General features: G+C 50.8%; 23 protein-coding genes, 2 tRNA genes and 1 riboswitch. Of the genes, 9 read left to right on the plus strand and 16 right to left on the minus strand.

Annotated features, from left to right (window positions below; translation table 11 throughout):
- Positions 1–101: 101 nt before the first annotated feature.
- The 3 genes from PsW74_RS00060 to PsW74_RS00070 all read left to right on the plus strand — a co-directional run bounded on the left by PsW74_RS00060 (position 102) and on the right by PsW74_RS00070 (position 2430).
- The gene (locus PsW74_RS00060) at positions 102–791 is read left to right on the plus strand and encodes a response regulator transcription factor (protein ID WP_008551652.1); all 690 of its coding nucleotides are present in this window, start codon (positions 102–104) and stop codon (positions 789–791) included.
- A gap of 206 nt (positions 792–997) precedes the next feature.
- Entirely contained in the window at positions 998–1474 is a 477-nt protein-coding gene (locus tag PsW74_RS00065; RefSeq protein WP_063290193.1) for a TrmO family methyltransferase, read from the plus strand.
- Between the two features lie 110 nt (positions 1475–1584).
- Positions 1585–2430 carry a DMT family transporter gene (locus tag PsW74_RS00070; RefSeq protein ID WP_082830434.1) on the plus strand — a complete coding sequence of 282 codons (846 nt, stop codon included), beginning with the start codon at positions 1585–1587 and terminating at the stop codon, positions 2428–2430.
- Between the two features lie 3 nt (positions 2431–2433).
- Here the strand turns inward: PsW74_RS00070 and PsW74_RS00075 are convergent, their stop codons facing one another.
- The 8 genes from PsW74_RS00075 to PsW74_RS00110 all read right to left on the minus strand — a co-directional run bounded on the left by PsW74_RS00075 (position 2434) and on the right by PsW74_RS00110 (position 10954).
- Entirely contained in the window at positions 2434–3438 is a 1005-nt protein-coding gene (locus PsW74_RS00075; protein WP_063290195.1) for an MBL fold metallo-hydrolase, read from the minus strand.
- 315 nt (positions 3439–3753) lie between these two features.
- Positions 3754–4680: a protein-glutamate O-methyltransferase CheR gene (locus PsW74_RS00080; RefSeq protein WP_063290196.1), complete on the minus strand. Its 927-nt coding sequence runs from the start codon at positions 4678–4680 to the stop codon at positions 3754–3756.
- Positions 4677–5912 carry a chemotaxis response regulator protein-glutamate methylesterase gene (locus PsW74_RS00085; RefSeq protein WP_193775999.1) on the minus strand — a complete coding sequence of 412 codons (1236 nt, stop codon included), beginning with the start codon at positions 5910–5912 and terminating at the stop codon, positions 4677–4679. The genes PsW74_RS00080 and PsW74_RS00085 overlap by 4 nt, the downstream gene beginning before the upstream one ends.
- A gap of 24 nt (positions 5913–5936) precedes the next feature.
- Positions 5937–6302 carry a response regulator gene (locus PsW74_RS00090; RefSeq protein ID WP_063290198.1) on the minus strand — a complete coding sequence of 122 codons (366 nt, stop codon included), beginning with the start codon at positions 6300–6302 and terminating at the stop codon, positions 5937–5939.
- A 31-nt stretch (positions 6303–6333) separates the two neighbouring features.
- On the minus strand, positions 6334–6831 hold the full coding sequence (locus PsW74_RS00095; protein ID WP_063290199.1) for a chemotaxis protein CheW: 498 nt from the start codon (positions 6829–6831) through the stop codon (positions 6334–6336).
- Positions 6828–9581, minus strand: coding sequence for a hybrid sensor histidine kinase/response regulator (locus PsW74_RS00100; protein WP_063290200.1), 2754 nt, complete (start codon positions 9579–9581; stop codon positions 6828–6830). Before PsW74_RS00100 ends, PsW74_RS00095 begins: the two co-directional genes overlap by 4 nt.
- Before the next feature lie 149 nt (positions 9582–9730).
- Positions 9731–10387: a histidine phosphotransferase family protein gene (locus PsW74_RS00105; RefSeq protein WP_057461958.1), complete on the minus strand. Its 657-nt coding sequence runs from the start codon at positions 10385–10387 to the stop codon at positions 9731–9733.
- Between the two features lie 93 nt (positions 10388–10480).
- On the minus strand, positions 10481–10954 hold the full coding sequence (locus PsW74_RS00110; RefSeq protein ID WP_208987756.1) for a hypothetical protein: 474 nt from the start codon (positions 10952–10954) through the stop codon (positions 10481–10483).
- Positions 10955–11197: 243 nt separating this feature from the next.
- Between PsW74_RS00110 and PsW74_RS00115 the strand changes: the two genes are divergently transcribed.
- Positions 11198–11794 (plus strand): DUF1134 domain-containing protein, encoded by a 597-nt coding sequence (locus tag PsW74_RS00115; RefSeq protein WP_108819076.1) that lies wholly within the window; start codon positions 11198–11200, stop codon positions 11792–11794.
- Between the two features lie 105 nt (positions 11795–11899).
- The gene (locus tag PsW74_RS00120) at positions 11900–13219 is read left to right on the plus strand and encodes a hypothetical protein (protein WP_063290201.1); all 1320 of its coding nucleotides are present in this window, start codon (positions 11900–11902) and stop codon (positions 13217–13219) included.
- A 157-nt stretch (positions 13220–13376) separates the two neighbouring features.
- Here PsW74_RS00120 and PsW74_RS00125 read toward each other — a convergent pair whose 3' ends face one another.
- A complete protein-coding gene (locus PsW74_RS00125) occupies positions 13377–14189 on the minus strand; it encodes a DeoR/GlpR family DNA-binding transcription regulator (protein ID WP_063290202.1) in 813 nt (270 codons plus the stop codon).
- A 304-nt stretch (positions 14190–14493) separates the two neighbouring features.
- Between PsW74_RS00125 and PsW74_RS00130 the strand changes: the two genes are divergently transcribed.
- Positions 14494–14751: a hypothetical protein gene (locus PsW74_RS00130; protein WP_063290203.1), complete on the plus strand. Its 258-nt coding sequence runs from the start codon at positions 14494–14496 to the stop codon at positions 14749–14751.
- A 195-nt stretch (positions 14752–14946) separates the two neighbouring features.
- Here PsW74_RS00130 and PsW74_RS00135 read toward each other — a convergent pair.
- The 3 genes from PsW74_RS00135 to PsW74_RS00145 form a co-directional block, all read right to left on the minus strand.
- Positions 14947–15021, minus strand: a tRNA-Glu gene (locus PsW74_RS00135).
- A 71-nt stretch (positions 15022–15092) separates the two neighbouring features.
- Positions 15093–15167, minus strand: a tRNA-Glu gene (locus PsW74_RS00140).
- A 90-nt stretch (positions 15168–15257) separates the two neighbouring features.
- The gene (locus tag PsW74_RS00145; protein WP_063290204.1) at positions 15258–15614 is read right to left on the minus strand and encodes a hypothetical protein; all 357 of its coding nucleotides are present in this window, start codon (positions 15612–15614) and stop codon (positions 15258–15260) included.
- Here PsW74_RS00145 and PsW74_RS00150 point away from each other — a divergent pair.
- From PsW74_RS00150 to PsW74_RS00160, 3 genes are all read left to right on the plus strand, one after another.
- The gene (locus PsW74_RS00150) at positions 15613–16662 is read left to right on the plus strand and encodes an RluA family pseudouridine synthase (protein WP_057461964.1); all 1050 of its coding nucleotides are present in this window, start codon (positions 15613–15615) and stop codon (positions 16660–16662) included. The two genes, PsW74_RS00145 and PsW74_RS00150, sit on opposite strands and share 2 nt — an antisense overlap.
- Before the next feature lie 149 nt (positions 16663–16811).
- Entirely contained in the window at positions 16812–17705 is an 894-nt protein-coding gene (rpoH, locus tag PsW74_RS00155; RefSeq protein WP_063290205.1) for an RNA polymerase sigma factor RpoH, read from the plus strand.
- Between the two features lie 261 nt (positions 17706–17966).
- Complete coding sequence (locus PsW74_RS00160; RefSeq protein ID WP_063290206.1) at positions 17967–20030, plus strand: CHASE2 domain-containing protein; 2064 nt, start codon at positions 17967–17969, stop codon at positions 20028–20030.
- A gap of 72 nt (positions 20031–20102) precedes the next feature.
- On the opposite strand, the gene PsW74_RS00165 is transcribed toward PsW74_RS00160, so the two are convergent.
- The 4 genes from PsW74_RS00165 to PsW74_RS00180 all read right to left on the minus strand — a co-directional run bounded on the left by PsW74_RS00165 (position 20103) and on the right by PsW74_RS00180 (position 25286).
- A complete protein-coding gene (locus PsW74_RS00165; RefSeq protein ID WP_063290207.1) occupies positions 20103–21041 on the minus strand; it encodes an ABC transporter substrate-binding protein in 939 nt (312 codons plus the stop codon).
- 26 nt (positions 21042–21067) lie between these two features.
- Complete coding sequence (locus PsW74_RS00170) at positions 21068–21826, minus strand: ABC transporter permease (RefSeq protein WP_208987757.1); 759 nt, start codon at positions 21824–21826, stop codon at positions 21068–21070.
- Between the two features lie 126 nt (positions 21827–21952).
- Positions 21953–22060: riboswitch (TPP riboswitch) on the minus strand.
- A gap of 129 nt (positions 22061–22189) precedes the next feature.
- Entirely contained in the window at positions 22190–23956 is a 1767-nt protein-coding gene (locus PsW74_RS00175) for a hypothetical protein (protein WP_063290208.1), read from the minus strand.
- Between the two features lie 37 nt (positions 23957–23993).
- Entirely contained in the window at positions 23994–25286 is a 1293-nt protein-coding gene (locus PsW74_RS00180) for an adenylosuccinate synthase (protein WP_063290209.1), read from the minus strand.
- Between the last annotated feature and the right edge of the window lie 106 nt (positions 25287–25392).

Genomic DNA, 25392 nt, shown 5'->3' on the forward strand with positions numbered 1-25392 from the left:
TAAACTCATTCAATTGAGTCGGGTTTATAGTATTCCTTCGCAACGGTTTGTGTTTTTGGGCCGGCGCGACTGCCCAGGAAAGGCAACACGAGGGGATTAACATGCGTGTATTGTTGATCGAGGACGATAGTGCTACTGCACAAAGCATTGAACTGATGCTCAAATCCGAGAACTTTAATGTCTACACGACAGATCTCGGCGAAGAAGGCATCGACCTCGGCAAACTGTATGATTATGATATTATCATGCTGGATCTGAACCTGCCGGACATGTCCGGTTATGAGGTACTGCGCACACTGCGAGTATCCAAGGTGAAGACACCTATTCTTATTCTGTCCGGTTTGGCTGGCATTGAAGACAAGGTCCGTGGCCTTGGGTTCGGCGCTGACGATTATATGACAAAGCCATTCCACAAGGACGAGCTGATTGCACGTATTCATGCAATTGTGCGTCGTTCTAAAGGTCATGCCCAGTCTGTTATTGTTACCGGCGACCTCACTGTAAACCTCGACACCAAAACTGTCGAAGTTGCAGGTCAGCGCGTACATCTGACTGGTAAAGAATATCAGATGCTAGAGCTTCTTTCCCTTCGTAAGGGCACAACCCTCACTAAGGAAATGTTCCTCAACCACCTCTACGGTGGCATGGACGAACCAGAGCTCAAAATTATCGATGTGTTTATTTGTAAGCTGCGCAAGAAGCTCGCTTCCGCAACAGCTGGCAAAAACTACATCGAAACAGTATGGGGCCGCGGATACGTTCTGCGCGAACCAGAAGAGAAAGCAGCTTAATAGCTTTATCAGCTGACTTTCAAAGAGTTTCAGTAGAAGCCCTGCTTGGTAATCACCATGCAGGGCTTTTCTGATTCCCTATCTAACTTATTGTCTATAAAAGCACTTCCTCCTCAAATCGGCCAAAGCTTGCACTTTCATGAAAGTAAGCGGAGGGTAGGTTCATCAAGCTTGATGACTTCCGAAACACATATGAGGATACGAAGATGCAATCTCTTGCAGACCTGAGATCTATCGGGATCATCACAGCAACCAACGGGCAGTCCCAACTCAACATCCACCCAGAGTATACGCGCGCCCTCCTGCACCTGTCAGACTTTAGCCACGCACTCATCCTGTGGTGGGCAGATCAGGCAGCAACAGCACATGACCGGAGCACTCTGCAGTTCCCGGCTCCATATGCCAAAGCAAGTCATGAGATCGGCACGTTTGCCTCAAGGTCCCCTGCCCGTCCGAACCCAATCGGCCTCTCTTTGGTTTCGCTTCTAAACGTGGATGAGCAAAATGGTCTCATCACCGTCCCTTACATTGATGCAGAACCCGGCACACCGCTGCTGGACATAAAGCCCTACTTCCCTGCCTCAGACAGAGTAGAAACCAGTCATGGACCAAACTGGTGCAAACACTGGCCGCAATCCTATGAGGCATCAGCCGATTTCGACTGGGCAGCTAAGTTCACATAACAACGCCAACTGTTAGCCTCTGCAGTCTTCGTGGAGGCTAACAGGTAAAACACCTTCAATAACGCCTAAGTGTATTGCCCATCATGGGTCTTTGTTGCCATGGTGCGGCCATGAGGCTTTTTATTCTTACATCTATTGTCATGGTCGCATTTGCCGCCAACTCAGTTCTGAATCGTCTGGCATTGGCAGACGGAGAGATTGGTCCATCTGCATTTGCCAGTATTCGCATTGTCGCTGGCGCACTCATGCTTCTGGCACTCATCTTCTTTCGAGGCGGCAACAAGCTGTCATTCTCAAAGCCCAACGTCACAGCAGTCCTTGCGCTGTGTGCCTACATTCTTGGCTTCTCGCATGCTTACATCTCACTTGATGCTGGCTTCGGTGCGCTTTTGCTCTTCGGCGCTGTACAAATCACCATGTTCATCGGTGCATTCATTCAGCGCGAAAACCTGACACTCCAGAAGTGGATCGGCGCAGCACTCGCATTCTCTGGCCTCATTTACCTTCTCTCCCCTTCAAACGCAGGCATAGATCCGCTTGGAGCAGGATTGATGACAATTGCCGCCATAGGCTGGGGAATTTACTCCATCATCGGCAGAGGCGCAGCAAACCCGCTCAAAGAAACAGGAATGAACTTTCTCTACGGTGTGCCAATCATCTCATTGGCACTGTTTCTGTTTCCGGACACAACCACCATCACAGCTTCAGGCGTTCTCCTCGCCATCATCTCCGGTGCCATAACCTCCGGCCTTGGCTACGCTCTCTGGTACGCAATCATTCCGCAATTACAGACAAGCACGGCAGCAGTTGCTCAGCTCACCGTACCGATCATCGCAACAGCCGGTGGAATTGTTTTCCTTGCAGAAGCCATCGACAGCCGCTTTATCATCGCCACCACATTGGTGCTCTGCGGTGTTGGGATTTCCGCCTACCGGAGAAAACCCAACACACCCTGACAATTACTCAGGCCTGTTCTGCTCATCCTCAAGGCCAAGCTGCAGCTGATATGTTGCGGGAACAAATCGGAAGCCCTCTCCCTCGGCTTCAACAAAGCCCATGGCAGGGAACGGCATGTGGTAGCCAATAAACGGAATGCGTTCTTCCGCAATCATCCCAAAGATACGACGACGCGTTTCCGCCGCACGCGCTTTATCGATGTCAAACACGACACGCCAATCAGGATAGGCCAGTGACCATACAAAGTGGTTGGCTGTATCAGCGGTGAGCATCAGCTTGCGTCCATTGGCTTCAACCAAATACGCCATATGCCCGGGTGTATGGCCATACGCCTCAACGGCAGTGATACCGGGAACGACTTCTCTGCCCGGATCAATAAAATCGAATTTATCTTTGAGAGGCAGCACATTTTCAGCAAAAACGCGAGCGCTTCCATTGGCGGCTGGACCGAGCTTTTCCCAGTAGTTGAACTCAATCGGACTCGTGACATACTTCGCATTCGCAAAAGTCGGGACACCGTTTTGCATCAACCCACCCGTATGGTCCGCATGCATATGCGTCAGCACAACCACATCAATATCAGCTGGCCGGATGCCTGCTGTCGCAAGCGCCTTCAGTAAATTCCCACTTTGCGGCTGAGAAAGAACGCCTCGTCCAGTATCAAACAAAACGAGTTTATCGCCTGTATTCACCAGAACCGGTGTGAAGAAGCCTCGAAACTTGTTGGAGGAGATGAAGTGATCCTGACTCGCTTTTTCAAACACCTCACTCGTCTGCTCCATACCAAACGTATCCTGCGGGTGCTCAGCAATAAAGGTACCATCGAGCAAAGCGTAGACCTTGAACTCACCAAGCTGAAATTCAGTTGCGGGCGCACGCTGATTGGAGCTTTCAATCGGAGTTTCTGCAGCTGCCTCCAAACTCCGCATCCCTGTGGCAAGCAATCCACCGGCACCCAGAGCAAGGGCACCTCGTCGGCTTAATTTCAAGAAATCACGAGAACTCATCACTCACACTCCATTAGCCCGGCACACCACAAACAAAGGTGGTCAACAGTCACAAACTATCGGGAAACTCTAAGTATCGTTTGGAGAAATTTACTCGCATTGAACTTGAATTGCGACTGACGACAACCAGCCAAATAGTAAATCTTCGTTCAATAAAATGAGAGAGTCAGCTCGTACTTCCAAAAAACGGCTCCGGTTTTCGGATTAGAATACGCATAAAATAAAAAGTGAGAGTTTGGGGTTTGAATGTATATGAACGCAACAAAGCCTAAAGAAAAGGCCAGCAAATCTGCTGGCCTGTTTCATTTTGTATCCCTAAAACCGGGAACCACTTGCTAAGGCCTGAATGGTAGGCCGCGTTTTGGAAGATGTGGTCGAAGGCTTTGCTGCAGAGCGTGAGAAGCTGGAGGAACCAGCCGGACGGCTTGCAGCCTGCTTTTTGCGGTATACACCACGCAGATTTGGATAGGGCTCAAAGCCATCCGTCAAACCAACCACAGTTTCCGCAGCACCAAGCACGAGGAAACCATCATCCGGCAACTGCCGATAGATGCGGTTGAGCACATCAATCTTCGTTTGCTGATCGAAGTAGATCAGCACGTTACGGCAGAAGACAACGTCAAACTCACCAAGGTGGCTGAAGTTTTCCAGCAAGTTCAGCTTACGCCACTGCACCATAGCCCGGATTTCCGGAGCCATCTGCCACAGTTCGCCCTGCTGCGAGAAGTACTTCAACAGCATCTGAATAGGCAGACCACGCTGAACCTCGAACTGGCTGTAGATACCGGTACGAGCTTTTTCCAGCACTTCAGTGGAAATGTCAGTTCCCAGAATCTCGAAACGGAATGTACCGATCTTGGCCTTGTCTTCTTTCAGATACATGCTGAGAGAATAAGGTTCCTGACCTGTAGACGCCGCCGCACACCAGATGCGCGCACTCCGGCGTGTTTTGCGTGCCTCAAGCAAATGAGGAAGCATCACATTCCGGAAGTTCTCGAAAGGGCTCTTGTCACGGAAGAAGAATGACTCATTGGTTGTCATAGCTTCAACCACATCATTCTGCATAGACATGGAGCCCGGCTTGCTGATCGCAAGAATAAGCTCACTCAGTCCATTCAGGTTGTGACGTCGAGCAACTGGCATCAGTCGGCTTTCGACCAGATACTGCTTTTCATCGGAAAGAACGAGGCCGCTACGGGATTTCAGAAATTTCTTCAAGAAATCATATTCAGAAGTCATCATCGCGCGGCTCCTTTTAAGATACGCTTGACATGTGCACCAATCTGATCGAGAGGCACGATACCGCTGCAGTTCCCTGTACGGGCAGCAGCACCTGGCATTCCCCAGACAACACTGGAGGCCTCATCCTGCGCGATGACGCTACCGCCTTTACCAGCAATGACATTGACGCCACTTGCGCCATCACTGCCCATGCCGGTTAAAACGAGTGCCAAACACGCGGTACCGAAAACTTCGGCTGCACTTTCAAAAAGTGGATCCACAGATGGCTTACAGAAGTTGACGGGAGCTCCGTCTTCGAGCAACGAAACCGCCTGCCCGTTCTGCTTGCCGATTTTCAAATGAATTCCGCCTGGAGCGATATAAACGTGCCCAGGTTTCAATACATCCATGTGCTCAGCTTCTTTTGAAGGAAGCTGAAGTTGTTTATGTAAATGCTCTGCCAGAATTGTCGTGAACGTCCGCGGCATATGCTGCGTAATCACAACAGGTACCCTCAGCAAACCATCGCGCGCATCAGTCAACACACGTTGGAGTGCTTGTGGCCCACCGGTAGAGCTGCCAATCACAAGAGCTCGCGGCACGACCGAAGAATAAGGCCTGAGTGTGATCTCTTGCTTTCCAGCAGTGTGTAACCCTGTTCCGCGAGGACGTCGCAACGCTGCACGCGCCTCAGTCCGCTCAGCGAGGGCATCAGTCCGTTTTTTGTGTGGATCGTTGACGATCTCAGCACGCATTCTGCGAACAGGCTCTGCTGTTATTCTGGTCCGCTTAATGCGTTTCCCACCACGCCCGAGCAACCGCAGTTTTTCCAGCAATTCTCTCTGAAATTCAGTCGCACCAGCTGTTTGGCCAGTCGTTTCAGGCTTGGCGACATAATCGGTGGCACCAAGGGAAAGAGCCTTCAAACTCACTTCAGCATTCCGCCGCGTCAGCGTAGAAGCCATCACTATGATAAGATCGCGTTTTTTCTCAAGAAGTTTAGGAAGAGCTGTCAGGCCATCCATCACAGGCATCTCAACATCCAGCACGACCACATCAGGATTGCTGCGCTCAATGTCTTTTACGGCCAGTTCACCATTACGATGGGTTGCAGCAACTTCAAGCTCTGGATCTGCTTCAATCCATCTGCTGAACAGCCCACGAATAACAACGGAATCGTCCACGACCATGACCCGGATAGGTGCCATCTGACCAGATCTCTCTGACTTCGGCTCCTCAACTTTTGCATACATGCCCAGCCGGCCCATATCCATTACTTAGACCAATCCAACTTCCTGAAATTTTGCTGAGAGTATCTCCCGATCAAAAGGTTTCATGATGTATTCGTTCGCGCCGGCCCGGATAGCCTTGGTGATGTGAGCAACATCATTCTCAGTGGTACAGAAAACAACAATCGGCTCTTCTCCGCCATCCTCTTCACGGAGTTTGGCTAAAAACTCCAGTCCGTCCATGACAGGCATATTCCAGTCCAACAGAACCGCATCCGGCATTGACGCTTTACAAGCATCAAGTGCCTTCTGTCCGTCCTCAGCCTCGGTGATTTCAAATCCAATGTCCTCCAGAATGCGGCGGGCCACTTTGCGGATTACGCTGGAATCGTCAACAACCAGACACTTTTTCATTAATTCAGCTCTCTCGCTTTAAAGGTATGCTTTACGCAGCTTTAGGTTCAATCAGGGAGCTGAGCAGACGGTCCACGTCAAGAACCACCATCAATCGCCCGTCCAGACGATGAACTCCGCCGGAAATTTCGGCCCAACGGAAATCAAGGTTGGAGGGATTCGCTTCCATCTCACTTCTTGGCAAGTTGAGTACCTCTCCTACGGCATCAATGACAAGACCATAGGACTCCCCTTTATACTCAATACCAACAGCCATCATGCCTTGGTCGGCATCATTTGGCTTGAGATGAAGCTTACGACGCATATTAATCGCAGTCACAATGCGTCCGCGCAGGTTCAACACGCCTTCCACTTCAGGTAACGCCAAAGGAACTTGTGTCACTTTTTCAGGGACAAAAACATCATGAACCTGCGAAATTGGCAAACCAAACAGCTGACTGCCAATCACAACAGTTACATACTGGATGTGGTCAGCACTGCCTTGACGATTGTCTTCACTGTCGATTGAGGTGAGCTTGTGGGTGGTCATGCTGCAACTCCGAATTCATTGGTCAAGACATCTTTGAGCGCGGCCAACAGACCCGGACGATCAAACTTGGCCACATAGTCATCAAACCCGGCCTGACGACCTTTCTCGATAGAAGCCGGTGTCACAACAGCAGAAAGCGCAATGATAGGCATATGACGGAAGCGGGTATCGCGGCGCAGGCTCTCACAGAACTCATAACCACTGATGTCCGGCATCTCGATATCGGTCACAATCGCAGCAAAATCAGTCCCTTTTTCCATCAACTCGTAGCCACTTTGAGCACTGGAGCAAACGGTGACATCGTAACCAGCAGCTTTCAGCACCGGTGTCAGCATATTGCGGAAGAATGCACTGTCATCCAGGAAGAGAAGTTTTCTCACCTTCGTTGCCATGTCAATTTCCTTGCGCATGAACCAGTCATCAAAGGCCAATGGCAGGTAGTGGCCAAGGTCAATAACTTCAGTTGCACGCTCGCGAATGATTGCAGAACCAAGCACGCCCTGACGCTCAGAAACCACTTCAATTGTCATCCGATCTTCGACAATGTCAACGATCTGATCAACAACCAGCCCCATCGAACGGCCATTGTCGGAGAAGACCAGCATCGGCTGAGTACCCTCAGACTTATGCCGATCCCCCTCATTCACGTAGACCAGAGGCATCAGTGAGCCACGGTATTGCACCAGGTCACGACCATTGGAGCGTTCGATCTTGTTGACATCAAACTCTTCAAGGCGTGTGACCAGCGACAGCGGAACGGCTTTCGGTTCTTCAGAACCAGCACGGAACAGCAGCAATGAAATTGGCGCGTCAGCGTCGATCACATGAGCTTCCGCGTTCTCGTACTCATCTTCAGCTGTATCGGTCAGAGTACCAGAAGCATGGCTTGCCATTGCACTTGCAACACCGTTCGGATCAATGATCATGATCACAGAACCATCACCGAGAATGGTGTTACCGGAGAACATGTTGATGTTGCGGAGCATGGAAGACATAGGCTTCACAACGATCTCTTCGGTGTGGAACACACCATCAACAACAACACCGAAGGACTGGCTACCAACCTGCATCACAACGATAAAGCCGTTGTCTTCATCAAGGTCAGCCTCTTCAGTCTGACCAAGCAGTTCCGACATATGCACCAGTGGCAACAGCTTACTGCGCAAGCGCAGGACAGGCCGATCTTTAAGCCGCTCGATGCGATGTTCAGAGTTGGACTGAACACGAACCAGTTCAACAACGGACAGCTGTGGGATCGCATAACGGTCACCACCAGCTTCCACGATCAACGTGGAGACAATGGCAAGTGTCAGCGGGATCTTGATGATGAAGCTGGAACCGCGACCTGGTGTCGAGCGCAGATCAATAGAGCCACCAATCAGCTCAACGTTGTTGCGCACAACATCCATACCAACGCCACGACCAGACACACTGGTCACGTTAGTCGCGGTAGAAAAGCCAGCAGCAAAGATGAACTTGTAGATCTGATGATCTACCATCTTTTCAAGTTCAGCTTCGGTGGTCACACCATTCTTAAGCGCTTTTTCCTTGATCTTCTCAAGGTTTAGACCACGACCATCATCCTTCACTTCGATGATGATATGTCCGCCTTCATGATAAGCAGAAAGGGTGATGTTACCCTTCTCAGGCTTACCAGCAGCCACACGATCTGCAGGATCTTCCAGACCGTGGTCGGCAGAGTTACGGATCATATGTGTCAGCGGATCTTTGATGAGTTCCAGAACCTGACGATCAAGCTCTGTTTCCGCACCAATCATCTCAAGACCGATAGGCTTATCAAGTTCCTGAGAGAGATCGCGGACAATACGCGGAAGCTTCTGCCATGCATTCCCAATTGGCTGCATGCGGGTCTTCATGACCCCTTCCTGCAACTCACCGGTAACGTTGGACAGACGCTGAAGTGGAACTTTGAATTCGCTGTCTTCATGACGACGAACAATTTCCAGAAGCTGGTTGCGTGTCAGCACCAGTTCAGAAACCATCGTCATCAGGTGTTCCAAAGTCTCAACATTCACACGAATGGACTGGTTGGAAACACCCTGACTGGATGCCTTACCCTTAGCGCTTGGATTCTTCGGCTTGGCAACTTCTTTCTGAGAAGTCTTCGCTTCCGAAAAATTAGGAGCAGCAGCGCCAACTGGCTCGCCATCTTCCTCAGTTTCTTCTTCAACTGCAGGCAGCTCAATCTCAACTTCAGCTTCCTGGAAAGCACGTTCAAGATCATCAAGAGAAACTTCACCAGGACGCAGAGGCCGCTCCAGCACCTGATAGATGTCGGTACCGACTTCTTCCTCAGCAGCTTTTTCTTCCGCCATTGCTGCCGCCATTTCGTCAGTCATGTCGTCATTGTCAGCGCTTAAGGAAAGGCGTTCCAGCTCATCAATCAAATCACGGTCCGTGCCATCAGGCTCAGCACCGTTAGCAGCCTCAAGATCCGCAAGAATATCTTTAATGCGATCAATAGAAGCGAGGACAAGTGTTACCGCTTCGTGTGTCACAGGAACACCGTCGCGGAACTTGCCCATCAGGGTTTCAGCAGCATGAGCAATCGCTTCCAGACGCGGCAGGCCCAAGAACCCACAGGTGCCTTTGATTGTATGCACTAACCTGAAAATGTTATTTAGAATGGTGGCGTTATTCGGCTCTTGCTCGAACTTCACCAACTCAACATCTACAACATCCAGGCTTTCATTGGTCTCAGTGAGAAACTCTCTGAGAAGATCGTCCATGGCCCGCACCCACTCAATGCTTAGGGGAGCCTCAAAAACCGAGACTCCTAAATTTCACTAAGGTTGAGTGTTAAGCGAAACGGTTAACATAGGTTGAAAGATTGTAAGATTCATCCAACCTACAATAACTGGTTGTTTTTGACAGAGGATCAGACAGACTCTGAAACTTGAGTATTTGCCTTGCATATGACGGCGTCACCGTCTTTCAGGAGCTCGATATTTAAACCCGCTTCACCTGCCAACAAAACCGCATAGATCGGTTGAACAGTGTGGGCATCAATGCGTTCTGGCTCCTGACCGGAAAGAATCTCACTTACAACCTGAGGGATTCGCGCATTCGTTCCTTCAGCTTTAAGGAGAAAGTTCGGAGCGCCCTCATCCCCTTCCATACTGATGGTAATGGTACCACCCCGTGGAACACACTGATTCATGAGCAGCAGCAGGTTCAAAATCAGTTTGACCTGATTCTTAGGCAGAAGCAGGCGTGGCATGGTCCACTCCAGATTCGCCTTTTCATTGCTCATGTATCCAGTCGCTACTTCTTGCGCATCGCCCAGATCGATTGAAGCACCGGCAGATCCGGCAGCACCAAAAGCAAGACGGGCAAACTGAAGTTTTGCAGAAGCCTGACGCGCTGACTTGCGGATGAGATCCATCGCAAAGTCTGCCATGTCCTCATTGCCTTCTTCATCCAGCACTTCCAGACCGTTCGTGATCGCCCCGACTGGTGAAATGATGTCGTGGCACACACGGCTTGCGACGAGTGCGGCAAGATCAAGAGATGACAAATCTTTAAATACTGACATAACCGCTCCAGAACTTTGGCCAATAGGCCCTATGATTGATTCGAGATGTGGCGAAAAAGGTACAATCCTGCTGGTTTAATTCCAAGCTGGACATCATTGATATGGACCGCATTTTACATCGCGTGCACGACTTTGTGCCTTCGCGAGCAAACTCTCTGGTGCTGTCAGAAACAAAGCCCGGTGTTCACGGCTCTGAAACAGCAATAATCGCTGGTTATAAACAAGGTAGATTTTCGCCAATCCCTCAGCTCGGTAGCCTTGCGCAAGTGAGAGAGCATCGCATCCCTGAAATAATGGGGCATAGACCTCCGGAGCATGCCGAAAAGCGTCTCGGTTGCCCTCATTGGAAAATGCCCAAACCCGTCCACCCCAGGACAGCGTCAGGTCTTCACGCCCCTTTTCAGGAGTTTCCGAGACCTGATAGGTCACGGGATCACACATGGAGAGCGTGTAGGTGAACCGCTCTTGCGCACCTGCAAAAACTGAGGTGGCACACAAAAAAACGATAGAACTCCATAGAATTTTGCCCGTTTGCGCAAATTTTCTGTAGAAAACCTCAGAAATCATGGGAATGTCCATCCAGAGTCCGAATCACCTGCATTAACTAAACGAGCAAGTTCGACAACTGATACAAAATTCATGACTGCAGGCCAACGGGATGTGCATCATTTACCCAGCTATACCATGATTAACCACTAGGTAGATGTAAGACACTATAACTTGTTGTACCTAAAAGTTGCACTATGCCCTTAACATTTGAATTGCTCTGAACAATCCAAATTCTCGGGTTTCTTAGAAGGAGACGTTGGCATGATGACGAGCCTGTTCGCCAATCTGCGCAACAAAGCTGCAATCGTCCTTTGCGCCAGTTTCGCACTGCTGGCGCTCAACACACATTCATTTGCGCAATCATCCGTTGATCAGTCGCGATACCACCAAAAAGATATCATCACGGCAGGTGGCGAATTTTTCGGTTCCATCTCCACCGGCCTCGCAAAGGTTGTTGAGCGCGCAGTTCAGCAGTACGGCGAACCAAACGGTTATATCCTGGGGCAGGAAGGCTCAGCAGCGTTCTTCGCAGGCGCTGCTTATGGCGAAGGTACACTGTACACCCGCAACGCTGGCAACCATCAGATCTTCTGGCAAGGTCCATCCCTGGGCTTTGATGTTGGCGGTGACGGCGCCCGCGTTATGATGCTGGTCTACGATCTGCCAAGTGTCGATGCCATCTATCGCCGCTATGTTGGCGCTAAGGGCTCAGCCTACCTCGTTGGAGGCTTCGGCATGCAGGTTCTGTCCAACAACGATATCTTCGTTGTGCCTGTTCGCGCAGGCGTTGGTGCTCGCCTTGGCCTCAACATGGGCTATTTGAAATTTACTAGGAAGCCAACATGGAATCCTTTCTGATATAACTAACCCTGCGTTAGTTATATTTTGGCAAGTTAGTGTGTGAGAGAATGCGCTTAAGTCTGCAGCAGTCCCTCACACCGTTCAACAGATCAGGCATAGTTTGTGATTGAAATTGCACTATACATTGCACTGGGTTTCTTCCTCGCGAGCATTCTAGCGCTCGTCGCCCTCCCCTTTATCTGGGGCCGTGCTGTACGCCTCACGCGGAAAGCGATTGAGACGTCTAACCCCATAAGCTATGCCCGTGCCACAATGGCAAAAGACGCGTTACGCGCTCAACATGCCATTGCGATCCGTCAGATGGAGGTGCGCCTCGAAGGGATGACGGAAAAACTCGCTGAGAACGCATCTGCCCGTTCAGCAGCTGAAGCCCAACTTGCCGAGCTCAAAGAAGAGCTCAGCGTTGTTCAGCTCAAATCAGCCCGCGAGCGGAAGAACATGGCTCAGAAAGCAACACGCTTCCTCCGCCGTAGAAACCCATCCGAGCCGATCCCGTTTTCTGCAGATGATCGCATCACGACAGAACCGGAAGCAGAAGTTCAGGATGAAGCTGCCGCACAAACTGCAGATCAGGCCACGTCCGCTGAGATCATCCAACTCAGCAAACAGGCTGCTGCGGATAAAACACGTGAGCTGGATGCAGAGCTGAAAGAAGAAGAAGTTGCAACCAAACCGATAGGTCCAATCGATACCTCGGACCTACAGGACATGGACAACCCTCTGGCAGAACTGGCAACGCAGATCTCCCAGCAAGTTTCGGAAATGACTGCTGAGTCTGAAACCAAACATCAGCCAACATCTCCAGCAGAAGCCGCCGAACTGGCCTCGCGGTCTTTCACAAAATTGAAGAGCCGTTATGGTTCGCTGGAACGAGAGCGCGATAACCTAAAGCACGCGCTTCAACTCGAAAAAGCGGCAAATGAAAAAACTGCCAAGCGCAGCACCAGGAATCCGAACATTAAAACGCCCGAGCCTATGAAAAGCCTAGAAAACGATCTGGACGAAGCAAAGAAAACCATCGAGCAGCTGACAAAGCAGCTTGAGGAAAGAGCAAACAGTTCCTCAAAGATCGAAGAAGCCGTCGATCTGCGCAATGAACTGAAAGATCTGGCGGCTCAGATTACAGCGAAGGCAATCTCGGAGAACCCACCACTCTCTGAAAAGTACGACGAAGTCCTGAACGATCTCAGCACGATCGCCGCAGGTACTCCAAAGGCAGACGCACCAAAGCCGAAACCGACACGCGCCAAGCGCGCACCGGCAAAGCCGCGCACCCGTAAGCCAGCTGCTGCAAGTAAAACAGCCGCGTCAAAAAGCACTCCGGCTGCAAAGGCGGATGATGCAGCACCCGCGCCTCAGTCCGATAAAAATCTGGCGGAGCGTATCGCAGACGCTAGAAAAACCGGAAGCTCAAGCGGTTAAACCCAAACAACTTGATCCAAAGACAAAGGCGCCTTTTGTTGTTTTCTTTCAGATCAATCCCGTTTTACGGATAAGAATACGAGGACAATATAGAGTTGGAGCTTGATGTGTGAATGCGCATGAACTCGACGTGCTCTATACAGCTCCAAGCAGAGGCTTAAGCCTCCGTTGTACTTCGTGAGCCATTGCCCGGCTCACTCTGAACCTTACCAGCCACTTCTACCAATCGCACCTCATTTTCAGCCAACAGCTGCCGATAGTCCTGCGAAACCAAAGTGTCTGTCACAAACGTATCCACCTGAGCAATATGGCCGATGCGGACAGGCGCCGAACGCTCGAACTTTGTCTGATCAGCCACCAGAATAACGTGCCGCGCGTTCTCAATGATCGCCTGTGCCACACGCACCTCACGATAATCATAATCCAGAAGCGCTCCGTCACGATCCAGAGCAGATACACCGATCACAGCATAATCAACCTTAAACTGGCGAATAAAATCTGCTGCAGCCTCACCAACAATACCGCCGTCAGTCGCACGCACCAGTCCACCAGAAATGATGACCTCATTTTCTGAGAACGGGCGCAGCGTACTCGCTACATTAAGGTTATTGGTAATGATCATCAGGCCACTGCGCTGGATAAGTGCCCGCGCAACCGCCTCTGTGGTCGTTCCGATATTCACAAACAAAGAAGCTCGATCCGGGATCAGGTCCGCTGCCGCCTGCCCGATAATCTCTTTTTCTTTGCCTGCCAGATCTTTACGAGCAGAGTAGCCAAGGTTTTCAACGCCAAATGCCAAAAGTGCGCCACCATGCACACGGGTCAGCAATCCTTGGTCACTCAACTCTTTCAGGTCTTTACGTATTGTCTGAGGAGACACAGAAAACCGTGTGGCAAGTTCATCAACTTCCACCTTCCCGGTCTCTCGGGCAATATCAAGAATAGAGTTGTGGCGCGAAACCAGCATCATGAATCAAGTCCGATAATTTTTTTGTACATTGCCATCAGTCTATAATCTGCGATGTTTCACAGTACTATAGCCAAAAGCACAGAAGCATCCAGACGACTATTAGATGAGTTCAAAACAAAAGTCCTCTTGCCTCTGCTCCCCTACTCTTAGTACTAATACGTCACAAAAAGGGGACAAGCTGCAACTTTTTCCATCTTTGTCATGATACCGCCCAAAGAAGCCCGTTAAAGCTCACGCGGATCAATACACTGTCTTATCAAAGTTCAGCTAAAAAAGCGAAGAGGGACAAACTGTGACTCGCGTAATGGAACGGCCACACAGTGCCAATAGGTTTGCTGGCAAGAAACCGGCTGCACTGAAAAGCAAACTCCAGACTGCTGAGGCTCGCATCGAAGTTCTTGATGACATCGATGCCCTGAAAGAAATGAATGCTCAACTCAGCGAAAGTCTGGCAAAAACCGTTAGCAATGAATCTCAGACAGACGAAAAACTCTGGGCTGAGGTCGACGGGGATAAAGAAGACCATCACCTGGGTGCAGGACTAAACGGCCGCTGGTTCTAAATCACGTCCCAGGACTGCTTGCTGCAAAACACCAATTCGCAATATCTCGAAGTACTGCATCCCCCCATCCAGGGGAACCAAGCCCACATCTTCTTCTTTGCAAAATCGCGGATCATATAGCTCAGACACAACGCATACGTCGTGAGAAAAACTCTGCACGCAGATTTATCAAAGATGTATTGGGGAGATAAGAAGTGGTACGCCCAAGGGGAATCGAACCCCTGTTTCCGCCGTGAAAGGGCGGCGTCCTAACCGCTAGACGATGGGCGCTCACAAAGTGAGAGAACTCTTTCAAGCTCTGTCTTCGAGCAGATAACCACTCGGTATTGAGAAGACAACTATGGTACGCCCAAGGGGAATCGAACCCCTGTTTCCGCCGTGAAAGGGCGGCGTCCTAACCGCTAGACGATGGGCGCCTAGGCTTCGCTTTCGCGATGGACGGGGGTATATTGGCTAATCCCCCGCTTGGCAAGCCCCCTCCTTGAAAGAAAAGGGGGTTTATCCACCTATCTCGCAACAAAATCCGTACGTGCGATTTTTCGTCCGGTGACAGGATCAACATAGACAAGAGCCTGCGTCGGACCTTCTTTGATCAGCATCACCAGATTTCCGTCCATCTGAGTAACAGATATAACCTGTGCTTCAGGGCCAATCGCAATTGTTGCAGCAATACTATCTGCGCTAACATTGGAATTGCCGACGTTAATCTTATAGAAGATAGCCGCAAAGACAGCTAATAAGCCAAGCACCATGACAAGGCTTGATCCCATCAGGAGGCGACGTAACTTCCCTTGAAGCCTCAAAGCTGCTGGATCAAGTTCGTTCTGTACAGTCTCATCGCTGTCAGTATTAGGATCACGCATGAACGATAAATCTCCTGAGGGCACCCAGCCACTCACAAACTCTGTAATTGCCGACGAGCAGCAACCAACAGTCATCACCCCGGAGCCGGAAGATACCGGTCGCCGCTTGGATGCTGTGCTTGCTGCGCATATAGATGACTTCAGTCGCAACCGACTTCAAGCCTTGATCCGGGCTGGTCAGGTTCAAATTGGCCAGCGCACGGTGTTGGAGCCTAAATATAGAGTCTGTGCCGGAGATACAATCACTCTTATTGTTCCAGAGCCGGAAGACGCAGAACCGCAGCCAGAGGACATCCCGCTCAATATCGTTTTTGAGGATGACGACCTGATCGTCATCGACAAACCCGCCGGCCTTGTTGTGCATCCAGGTGCCGGAAACCCAACGGGCACACTGGTCAACGCCTTGATTCACCACTGCGGTTCATCTTTGTCTGGTATTGGCGGTGTCAAGCGCCCTGGCATCGTTCACCGCATCGATAAAGACACAACAGGTCTGCTCGTTGTTGCTAAAAACGACATGGCCCATCAGGGCCTCGCAGCTCAGTTTGCCGACCATGGCAAAACCGGCCCACTGGAACGCGCCTATAAAGCTCTTGTCTGGGGTGCCCCAACAGCACCAAAGGGCACAGTAGACGCCAACCTTGCCCGCTCAACTGCAAACCGGCAAAAAATCTCGGTGCTGAAAACCGGCGGTCGCCACGCCATCACTCACTGGCAGGTGCAAGAACGGTTTGGTCCTCAAGACGCAGCACCCGTTGCAAGCTTGATCGAGTGCCGTCTGGAAACAGGCAGAACCCACCAGATCCGCGTACACATGTCCCACATCGGAAATCCGCTAATAGGTGATATGGATTACGGTTCCGGGTTCAGAACCAAATACAATAAATTCCAAGAACCACTGAAAACCCAGTTGGCGGATTTCAAACGACAGGCCCTGCATGCAGGACTTTTGGCGTTTGCGCACCCAAGAACGCAGGAATTCATGAAGTTTGAATCGGAGTTACCTGCTGATTTTGCTGGTATTCTTCAATCATTACGAAAAATTTAGGCCAAAAAGATTGCCGATCTGGTAGCGTTTTGGCCACAATGTTCCCATATAGACACTTCAGGTGCGCTTCATCTGAAGGCACCAATGTGTGTTTGCCGAAAAGCCTGATCCTTCGATCAGGCGGGAACACCAAGCAAGGAGGGTGCTTTATGGCCCGTAACCTACCAGCCCTCACGGGCGGCGAAGGCGGCTTAAGCCGCTATTTAGATGAAATCAGAAAATTCCCGATGCTTCAGCCGCAGGAAGAGTACATGCTCGCCAAGCGCTTCCGGGAACATGACGAACCTAAAGCTGCCGAAAGACTTGTAAATTCTCACCTGCGCCTCGTTGCAAAAATTGCAATGGGCTACCGTGGCTATGGCTTACCTCTGGGCGAAGTTATCTCAGAAGGCAATGTCGGCCTGATGCAGGCGGTAAAACGCTTTGAGCCGGACAAAGGCTTCCGCCTGGCAACCTACGCTATGTGGTGGATCAAAGCCTCCATTCAGGAATACATCCTGCGTACATGGTCACTCGTTAAAATGGGCACCACGGCAAACCAGAAGCGCCTGTTCTTCAACCTGCGTCGCGTCAAAGGCAAAATTCAGGCGTTTGAAGATGGCGATCTGCGTCCGGATCAGGTCCAGCACATTGCGACAACTCTCGGTGTAACCGAGAAAGAAGTTGTTTCCATGAACCGCCGTCTTGGTGGTGACTCTTCCCTGAACGCGCCACTGCGCTCCAGCGAAGGTGAATCCAGCGAGTGGCAGGATTGGCTCGTGGATGATGCCGAAAGTCAGGAAGCTGTACTGGCTGAGCAGGAAGAATACGATGTACGCCGCGATATGCTGAAAAACGCAATGGGCGTGCTGAACGAACGCGAGACCCGCATTTTTGAAGCTCGTCGACTTTCTGAAAGCCCGATCACTCTGGAAGAACTCTCGACCGAGTTTGGCGTAAGCCGCGAGCGTGTACGCCAGATTGAAGTGCGTGCTTTTGAGAAGGTTCAAAAGGCCGTTCAGGAAAGCGCCATGGCAATGGCAGGTCATGAGGCAGGTGCATAAAGTGTGCTCCCCTCACGGGGCAACCGATTTCTCAGGTAAGGCTAAAACTTAAAGCAGCTCGCGCAGTCAACATGGCTGCAAAGTGCTTTAAGATGCCCAGCTGCATAAAAGTTGAGTTGAATTAACTTAAAATACAAATCAACTGTAGGAACACCCTTTTAAATAAACAGCTAAGCTTGTCGTCCCCTCAGAGCTTTCCTAAGGTTAATGATGAGGGGAATTTATGTGAGTTAGGTCACTTCCCCTTTTGGGGGGAATTACATGTTCGGCTCAAGCTGGCTGTCACAAACCAACCGTGCACTTGCGGCGGTTGTATCCTGTCTATTCATTGCAATAGCAATACTGGTCCGCACCCTATACCCGCAGGTACTGGATAACGTCGGATATCTCAGCCAAAACGCGCTGCAGTTGGCATGGCCAAACACAACTTCTACGCCGCCAGTTTACACGATCCATCTTACGCCAGAATCAATCCAGCAAACGCAGGAGCCGATATATCAGCGTCTGGAGCTTGCACAAATCCTTCAAAAACTGGGGGAGTATAATCCCAAGCTTCTGATTATAGATGCAGACTTCAGAAAAGCCGATCCGACCTCCCCCACCTTAAGAAGCCGAATCTACGACGATCTGCAGCCCTCCTTGCGGGCGACTTATCCAAATCACGACCTGCTCTTACAAACCATCATCTCTCATTACCCAGTCCTGCTCAGCAGACCGTTGAGCGAAGCCGTAGCTGAAAAACCTCCTCTTTCCAACTACATAAGGTTCTCGCAGGCCACAGGATATCAAAGCGACACCCAATACGCACACGGTTCAAATGCGCTGTTCTATCCACTTCAACTCCAAAGCGACACAGCGCAGTTGCCATCCCTCGCAGTAGCGGCATGGAGCATGTCCAATCAGACAAACACCCTCCCGTTCCAAGTCACGCAATCAGAAAATGGCTATCAGCTGAAAAGCACTGATCTGCAGATTCCTGTCACTGCAGAGACAGAAATGCTGGTGTTCAAAACAAGCAATGCCAGCAATTTCATCCTTGCGGCGAGCGATGTCTTAAAGAAGAGAGTATCCTCCAAACTCTGGCCTCCAACTTCTGGGAGTCAGTTCGTCATAGGCACTCAGGACAGAAGTTCAGAACGACATGCACAGGCACTGCAAACACTTCAGTCTGGCAACTTCCTCAATGTCCCTACATGGGCGCAATACGCTGAAATCCTGGCACTAATCGGATTTGGCATCGCCATTGCGATCATATCCGCCACGCAAGGTTTCTGGTTAAGTCTGTCACTTACAGGCGTCGCTGTCTTGGTTATCAACGGAGTTGCATTCCACCAATTCGCTCTGCAAAACACCGTCCTTGAGCCATTCTTCCCATCCTTCGTTATCCTGCTGATATTCGCTTTCTCCTGCACAATCCGGCGTGTGACATTCAAGAGTCACAGAAACCAAACAACTGAACGCTTTGCAGGAATTCTCTCTCCCAAACAGATGCAAAAGGTACTGGCGAAGTCAGAGCAACTCCCTCTTGAGGGGCAGCAACGTGAAATCACGAGCCTCTCGACACGTTTGAGGTACTTTCACCGATATTATGAGGGTTTGTCTCCTCAGGACCTAGCAGGCTTCTCCAACGGCTTCCAAACAGCTCATCTCGATGAAGTGCATATCCACGATGGTACACTGAACACGCTGAGTACATCCGGCCTGAATGCTTACTGGAACGCACCACTCGATGATCCATTCCACGCTGCTCATGCCTGTCGAACAGCGATTGAAATGCAGAAGCAAATGAAGCGCTTCAATCTCAAGGACCGGTTCAACTTCAACCAGAAAAATATGAAGGACCACGCGGTCACAATCGATATCGGCATCTCAACCGGCCTGGCAACGCTTGGCGAAACAGGTACACGGCGTCATTTCAGGTACGCCCCACTCGGTAAATGCGTTGATTTAGCAGAAGATTTAGCCCGTCATTGCAAAGAAGCCGGTCACAGCGTTCTTATGTGTGAAACGACACGCGGCCAGATGCCTGAACTGGCAGCATTGGAGACAATCCCAGTCAAAACCAGCCGTTACCAGATGCGTTCCTTTGCGTTGCTAGGTGATCCATCACTTGCCTTCTCAGAAAACTTCCTCAAGCTCAAAAACATCCACTGCAACATGGTCTTTGCGCTCTTTGAGGAGAATGACAAGAAGAAAGCCCTGACGCTGGTAGATGAATGTAAATCACTCTCTGAGGGTGAGTACAACACCATCTATGCTGCTTTTGAGAAATACATCCTCAGCGATCTGGCTCAACACGAAGCGGTCAAGGATGCAGCGCAATAACGGCATTTGGCCTACAAATAAAAAGAGCCCCCGAAACTCGGAGGCTCAAATTTTAGTTTAGACCTATACCGGTTAGCGCAGTTCAACCGCGTAGGTTTCAACTGGAGGCGCTGTTTTAATGAGCCCCTGCTCAATCAGAAAACTTGCAAACCGTTCATAACGGCCATTGTCCAAAGCAGCTGGACGGCTGGCAAAACGCGGCAGAGTATCCGCCCAGGCACGCTTGTTCAGCTCATCATCCAGATTTGGATAGACCTCAAGGAAGCTCTTCCAGGAGTCCTGCGGATTATTAAGTAGATAAACAGTAGCCGCCTCAATCGCATTGATGAACTTCTTCAAACGCGGATCATCCAGCTTGTCTTTGTGAGCCACATAAATCAGCTCATCATAGACAGGCACACCGTTCTCTTCAGGATAAAACGCGCGGCCTTTCGCACCTTCAATCTCCATCTGGTTCAGCTCGAAGTTACGGTAACCACCAATCACCGCGTCAACCTGCCCAGCCATCAAAGATGGTGAGAGCGAAAAGTTCACGTTGATCAGCTCCACATCGTCAGAACTTAGACCTGCATTGGAAAGCATCTTCCCAAGCATGGCGTTCTCAAACCCGGATGTGGAATAACCAATACGCTTGCCTTTCAGGTCTGCAATCTCCTTGATCGGTCCGTCTTCCAAAACAATTAGCGTGTTAAGAGGTGTAGAGACCAGCGTCCCGATCCGCATCAACGGCATGCCCTCATCAATTTGCGGGTGCAACGTCTGCTGATAGGAAACCGCAATATCACCCTGCCCTGCTGCAACAAGCTTTGGTGGCATGGAAGGATCAGCAGGCTCAATCAGCTCAACTTCAAGGCCCTCTTTTTCAAAGAAACCCCGCGCCTTGGCAACCACGATTGGTGCATGGTCCGGATTCGCAAACCAATCCAGCAACACAGTCAGCTTGTCCGCTGCTTGCACCTGAAGCGTGCTCGCAAGCATTGCCGCACCAAACAGCATACCTAGTTTTTTCATAAGGTTACGTCCTCATACTCTGAGACCTAGATCTCTTTCTGCCAATAGATCATCCGAGAAGTGGCGAACTCAACAACTGCCCTCAGGCTCAACACCATCACCGCAAGCAAAATCAACGCCGCAAACATCGTCGCTGTTTGCATGCGTGCATTGGATTGCAACATGATGAAAGCCAGACCGCCTTTTGCACCAACCCACTCTCCAACCACCGCCCCAATAGGAGCGAACACCGCTGCAATGCGCATACCAGAGGCCAGAGACGGCAAGGCGGCTGGAATGCGAATGTAGCGAAGTGTTTGCCAGCGGTTCAGACCGTGCAGCTTGCCAAGGTCGAGCAGTGATTGATCAGTCCTGCGCAAACCATCGAAGAAAGTCGAGGTCACAGAAAAGAAGATCACAATCACGGCCATCACAACCTTGGAGGCGAGCCCAAAGCCGAACCACAGCACCAGAAGCGGTGCAATTGCAAACACAGGAAGAGATTGGGTCGCCGCAATCGGAGGCAGCAGAAACAGGCGTATCCGAGGAGACGCTGCCAACAAAACAGCCAGCGAAGCTCCAGCACTCACGCCAAAGAGAAAGCCGAGAACAGTCTCCCAAGCGGTAATGCCTGCATGATGCAGCAGGAAAACACCTTGATTGAGAAAAGCGGAAAAAACCGCCGCCGGACCTGGCAACAGAAACGGAGGAAACTCTCCAATCTGAACCACACTCTCCCAAATGGCGATAAAAAGCAAAATCCCGAAAAGACTTCGGAGAATTCGTTTCAAAGCTCGCTTCAGCATGCAGACTCCCAACAATGGTATTGGGCATCACAAACAGGCGGAAGAACGGAGCTACATTAGCTCTCTGGGATGTTTTCAGCACAGGATCTCCCGTTACAGCAAAATGCAAACATGGAGATCCGGGAAGAATGGCTCAGGTCCCGTCCCTTCGCCGGCATTACCCGGATCAGGTTCAAAGGGTTTAGCTCATCGCAATCTCAGCTTTTCGAAAGAAAAGCACCCCTCGGAATAGCAAGGAACATGCGCGTTTCTGCTGAAGGATGCAAGCAGATTTTGCTCTGACAGACGACAGCATAATGAAAAAGGCCTCAGCTCTGAGAGAGCCAAGGCCTTTGAAATCTAATCTAAATATCTGAAACTAGATTACTTCCAGCTCTTGATTGCCTGTGCGATGACTTTGTTGCCGGTTGTGCCTTTTTCAAAGGTCAACATTGCACGGCGACCGCTGTTGTACAGCAGTGGAACATCAATCCACTCACGCTCAGCAAGACGCTTCAGGTTCTTCGCTTTTTCTTCATCACTGTCAGACAGCGCAATCCAGAAGAGAGTGTCAGAAACCTTCACGGCAGCACCATCAAGCGGATCACCTGCTTCGGACTCTGTCTTCTTCAGGATCAGGCCAGGCACCTTCTCAACGCCCTTGCCATCAAACCCTTCTGGGAAGATGAAGTTCAGCTCAAGCAAGTGACTTGCTGGCAAAGACTGATCGCTATTCGGCTTCAACGTCATCTCAACAGAGAAGTTACGAGATGGTAGCGTAGCAACAGCCTTGATGACAGAATCGCCATTAGCTTCATCCAATGACCAAACAACGTTCCCGCGTGATGCAGAACCTGCAGCACCCGGTGTCAAAGCCTCTTCGTAAAGTATGCTCTGTTGTGCAACAGGAGAAACCGTAGCTTCCGTTCCAATGGTTTCAGCTGGCGGAACAGAATTGGTCTCAACTGCAGTACTTTGCTGAGCAGGTTCCGTCACCGGCAAAACCTGCGCAGAAGATGTGTCTTCTACCGGTGCTGCTGGAGCTTCGACCACACGCACGACTGGAGGCTCAGTTACTGCCTCGGTTGGCGCTGCGCTGGAAGAATTCCGGGTAATCCGGGTCGTCTGCACCCGTGTCGCATCCGGCGAAACCTTTGCCCCTTCATCAGATGGCAACAAGCGGTCAGTGTTCTTCTTTGGCGTGCGTTCCGGCTGAACCCGAAGCGGCTCATCTTCATTCGAAGGTGCGCTCTCTGGCGCAACAGTCTCACCGGTTTCAACTGGAAGCACTAAAGAGAGAATAACATCACGCAGACTATAGACACCTGCGGTAACGCCCAAGATTATCAGTATGACCACAATTATACCGACAATACCCGATGTATTGGAAGGCTTCAGCCCTTCTTCCTGCTCAATCGCATCGCCAACGCGTTGCGCAACCGCTGGTTTGCGGGAGGAAGCAGGTTTACGGCTCGTCTTTGGCTTAACCTTGGCCGGCTCATCGATCTCAGGACGCGACTTACCTTTTGTTTCCAGCTTAGTGCGACGTGCCTCACCCGGCACCCAGGAGCGCTCTTCTGCGCTCGTCTCAACAGCACCTTTGGTTGGCAGAGACGCAGCAGGTTCACCCGTCTCTTTGTCATCCATGGAGCCAAGGTCAGGCTCTTTGCGCTCGCTGGAAGCTTCAGGCAGCTGATCACGCGCCATCTGATTGGCTTGATGTGCGGCGTTGCCGAGATCCTGAGCAGCACGAACCGCCTCTTTAAACACATCTGCTTTAGCAGCAGGTGCTTTCGGCTCATCGCGCGCTGGAGTATCGGCCTTTGCACCTGCCTTAGGCGTATCGCCAGCAGGCGGTGATGCAGCAGAGATTTCTGGAACTGCAGGTTTTGGAGCACTTGGAGCTGGGGTGGTTTTAGACCGCCCCAACCCGAGAGACTCACGAGCAGCTTCCGCTTCGACCTTACGAATGGCCTCTTCAAGCTTCAGCTGCTCCTCAGTGATCTGGGAGGGAGACAGAGGTGGGTCGTAACTTTTAAGTTGCTTTACAATTGCATTCCGCGCGCGTTGATAAACTGCCCGCCGTGCAGAACCTGTGTTCTCTTGTAAACCAGCTACCGCTTTTTTTAGAACGGAATTGTAGTCCGCCATTTAACTGCCCATTGCCCCCAGAGCTTCATTTCAAGACTTAATCCTGGAATGGATTCTGAACCAGGATTGTGTCATCACGTTCAGGGCTTGTTGATAACAGAGCAACCGGAGCACCAATCAGCTCTTCAACATGCCGAACGTATTTCACAGCTTGTGCTGGCAATTCTGCCCAAGTCCGTGCGCCTTTGGTCGTTTCCTTCCAACCAGGCAGGGTCTCATAAATAGGAACAACCCGCGCCTGAGCACCTTGAGATGCCGGAAGGTAATCGATTCGCTCACCATCTAGCTCATAACCAACACAAATCTTAATTTCATCCAGTCCGTCCAAAACGTCAAGCTTTGTCAATGCAATCCCATTGATTCCGCTGGTGCAAACGGTTTGACGGACAATCACTGCATCAAACCAGCCACACCGACGACGACGACCAGTGTTCGTTCCAAACTCGTGCCCGCGGGTACCAAGGAACTCACCAACTTCATTCTGCTGTTCGGTTGGGAACGGACCTTCACCCACACGAGTGGTGTAAGCTTTGGTGATACCCAGAACGTAATCGATGGAGTTTGGACCCAGACCACTACCAGCAGCAGCCTGACCTGCAACTGTATTGGAGGAGGTTACAAACGGATAAGTGCCGTGGTCGTTGTCGAGCAGCGCGCCCTGCGCACCTTCAAACAACAAACGCTTACCTTCACGACGCGCTTTGTCCAGCATGTACCAGGCTTTATCCATGTACGGCAGGATTTTATCAGCTACGTCTTCCAGCTCTTTGTAGATGGTCTCAGCAGAGATCTCATCGCGACCCAGACCGCGCAGAATAGCGTTGTGGTGGGTCAGCAGACGATCAATCTTGGCTGGCAGCGTGCTCATGTTTGCCAGGTCCATCACGCGAATTGCACGACGACCGACTTTATCTTCATAAGCAGGGCCGATACCGCGTTTGGTGGTACCGATTTTGGTGCCTGCCGGGCTTGCATCTTCACGCAAAGCATCAAGCTCGCGGTGCAGGCTCAAAATAAGAGTAGCATTGTCAGCAACACGCAGGATTTCCGGGGAGATTTTAACGCCCTGCTCTTCAAGACGTGCAATCTCAGCAACCAGTGCATGAGGGTCAATCACAACGCCATTGCCAATGACAGAAAGTTTCCCACGAACAACACCAGATGGCAGCAATGCCAGCTTGTAGCTCGTTCCGTCAATTACAAGCGTATGACCTGCATTGTGTCCGCCTTGGAAGCGTACAACGACGTCGGCTTGCTCAGAGAGCCAATCGACAAGTTTACCCTTACCTTCGTCACCCCATTGTGACCCAACTACGACAACGTTGGCCATGATTCTTCAGCCCTCCTGCGGCTGCCAGCGTATTCCTAAAATACGCCGTCATACGATTTGCTATTTCTGTATAAAGTGGCTTGCCAGCTCAGAATGCAAATCGTGA

Source organism: Pseudovibrio sp. W74 (assembly GCF_001623085.1).
Lineage (GTDB): Bacteria > Pseudomonadota > Alphaproteobacteria > Rhizobiales > Stappiaceae > Pseudovibrio.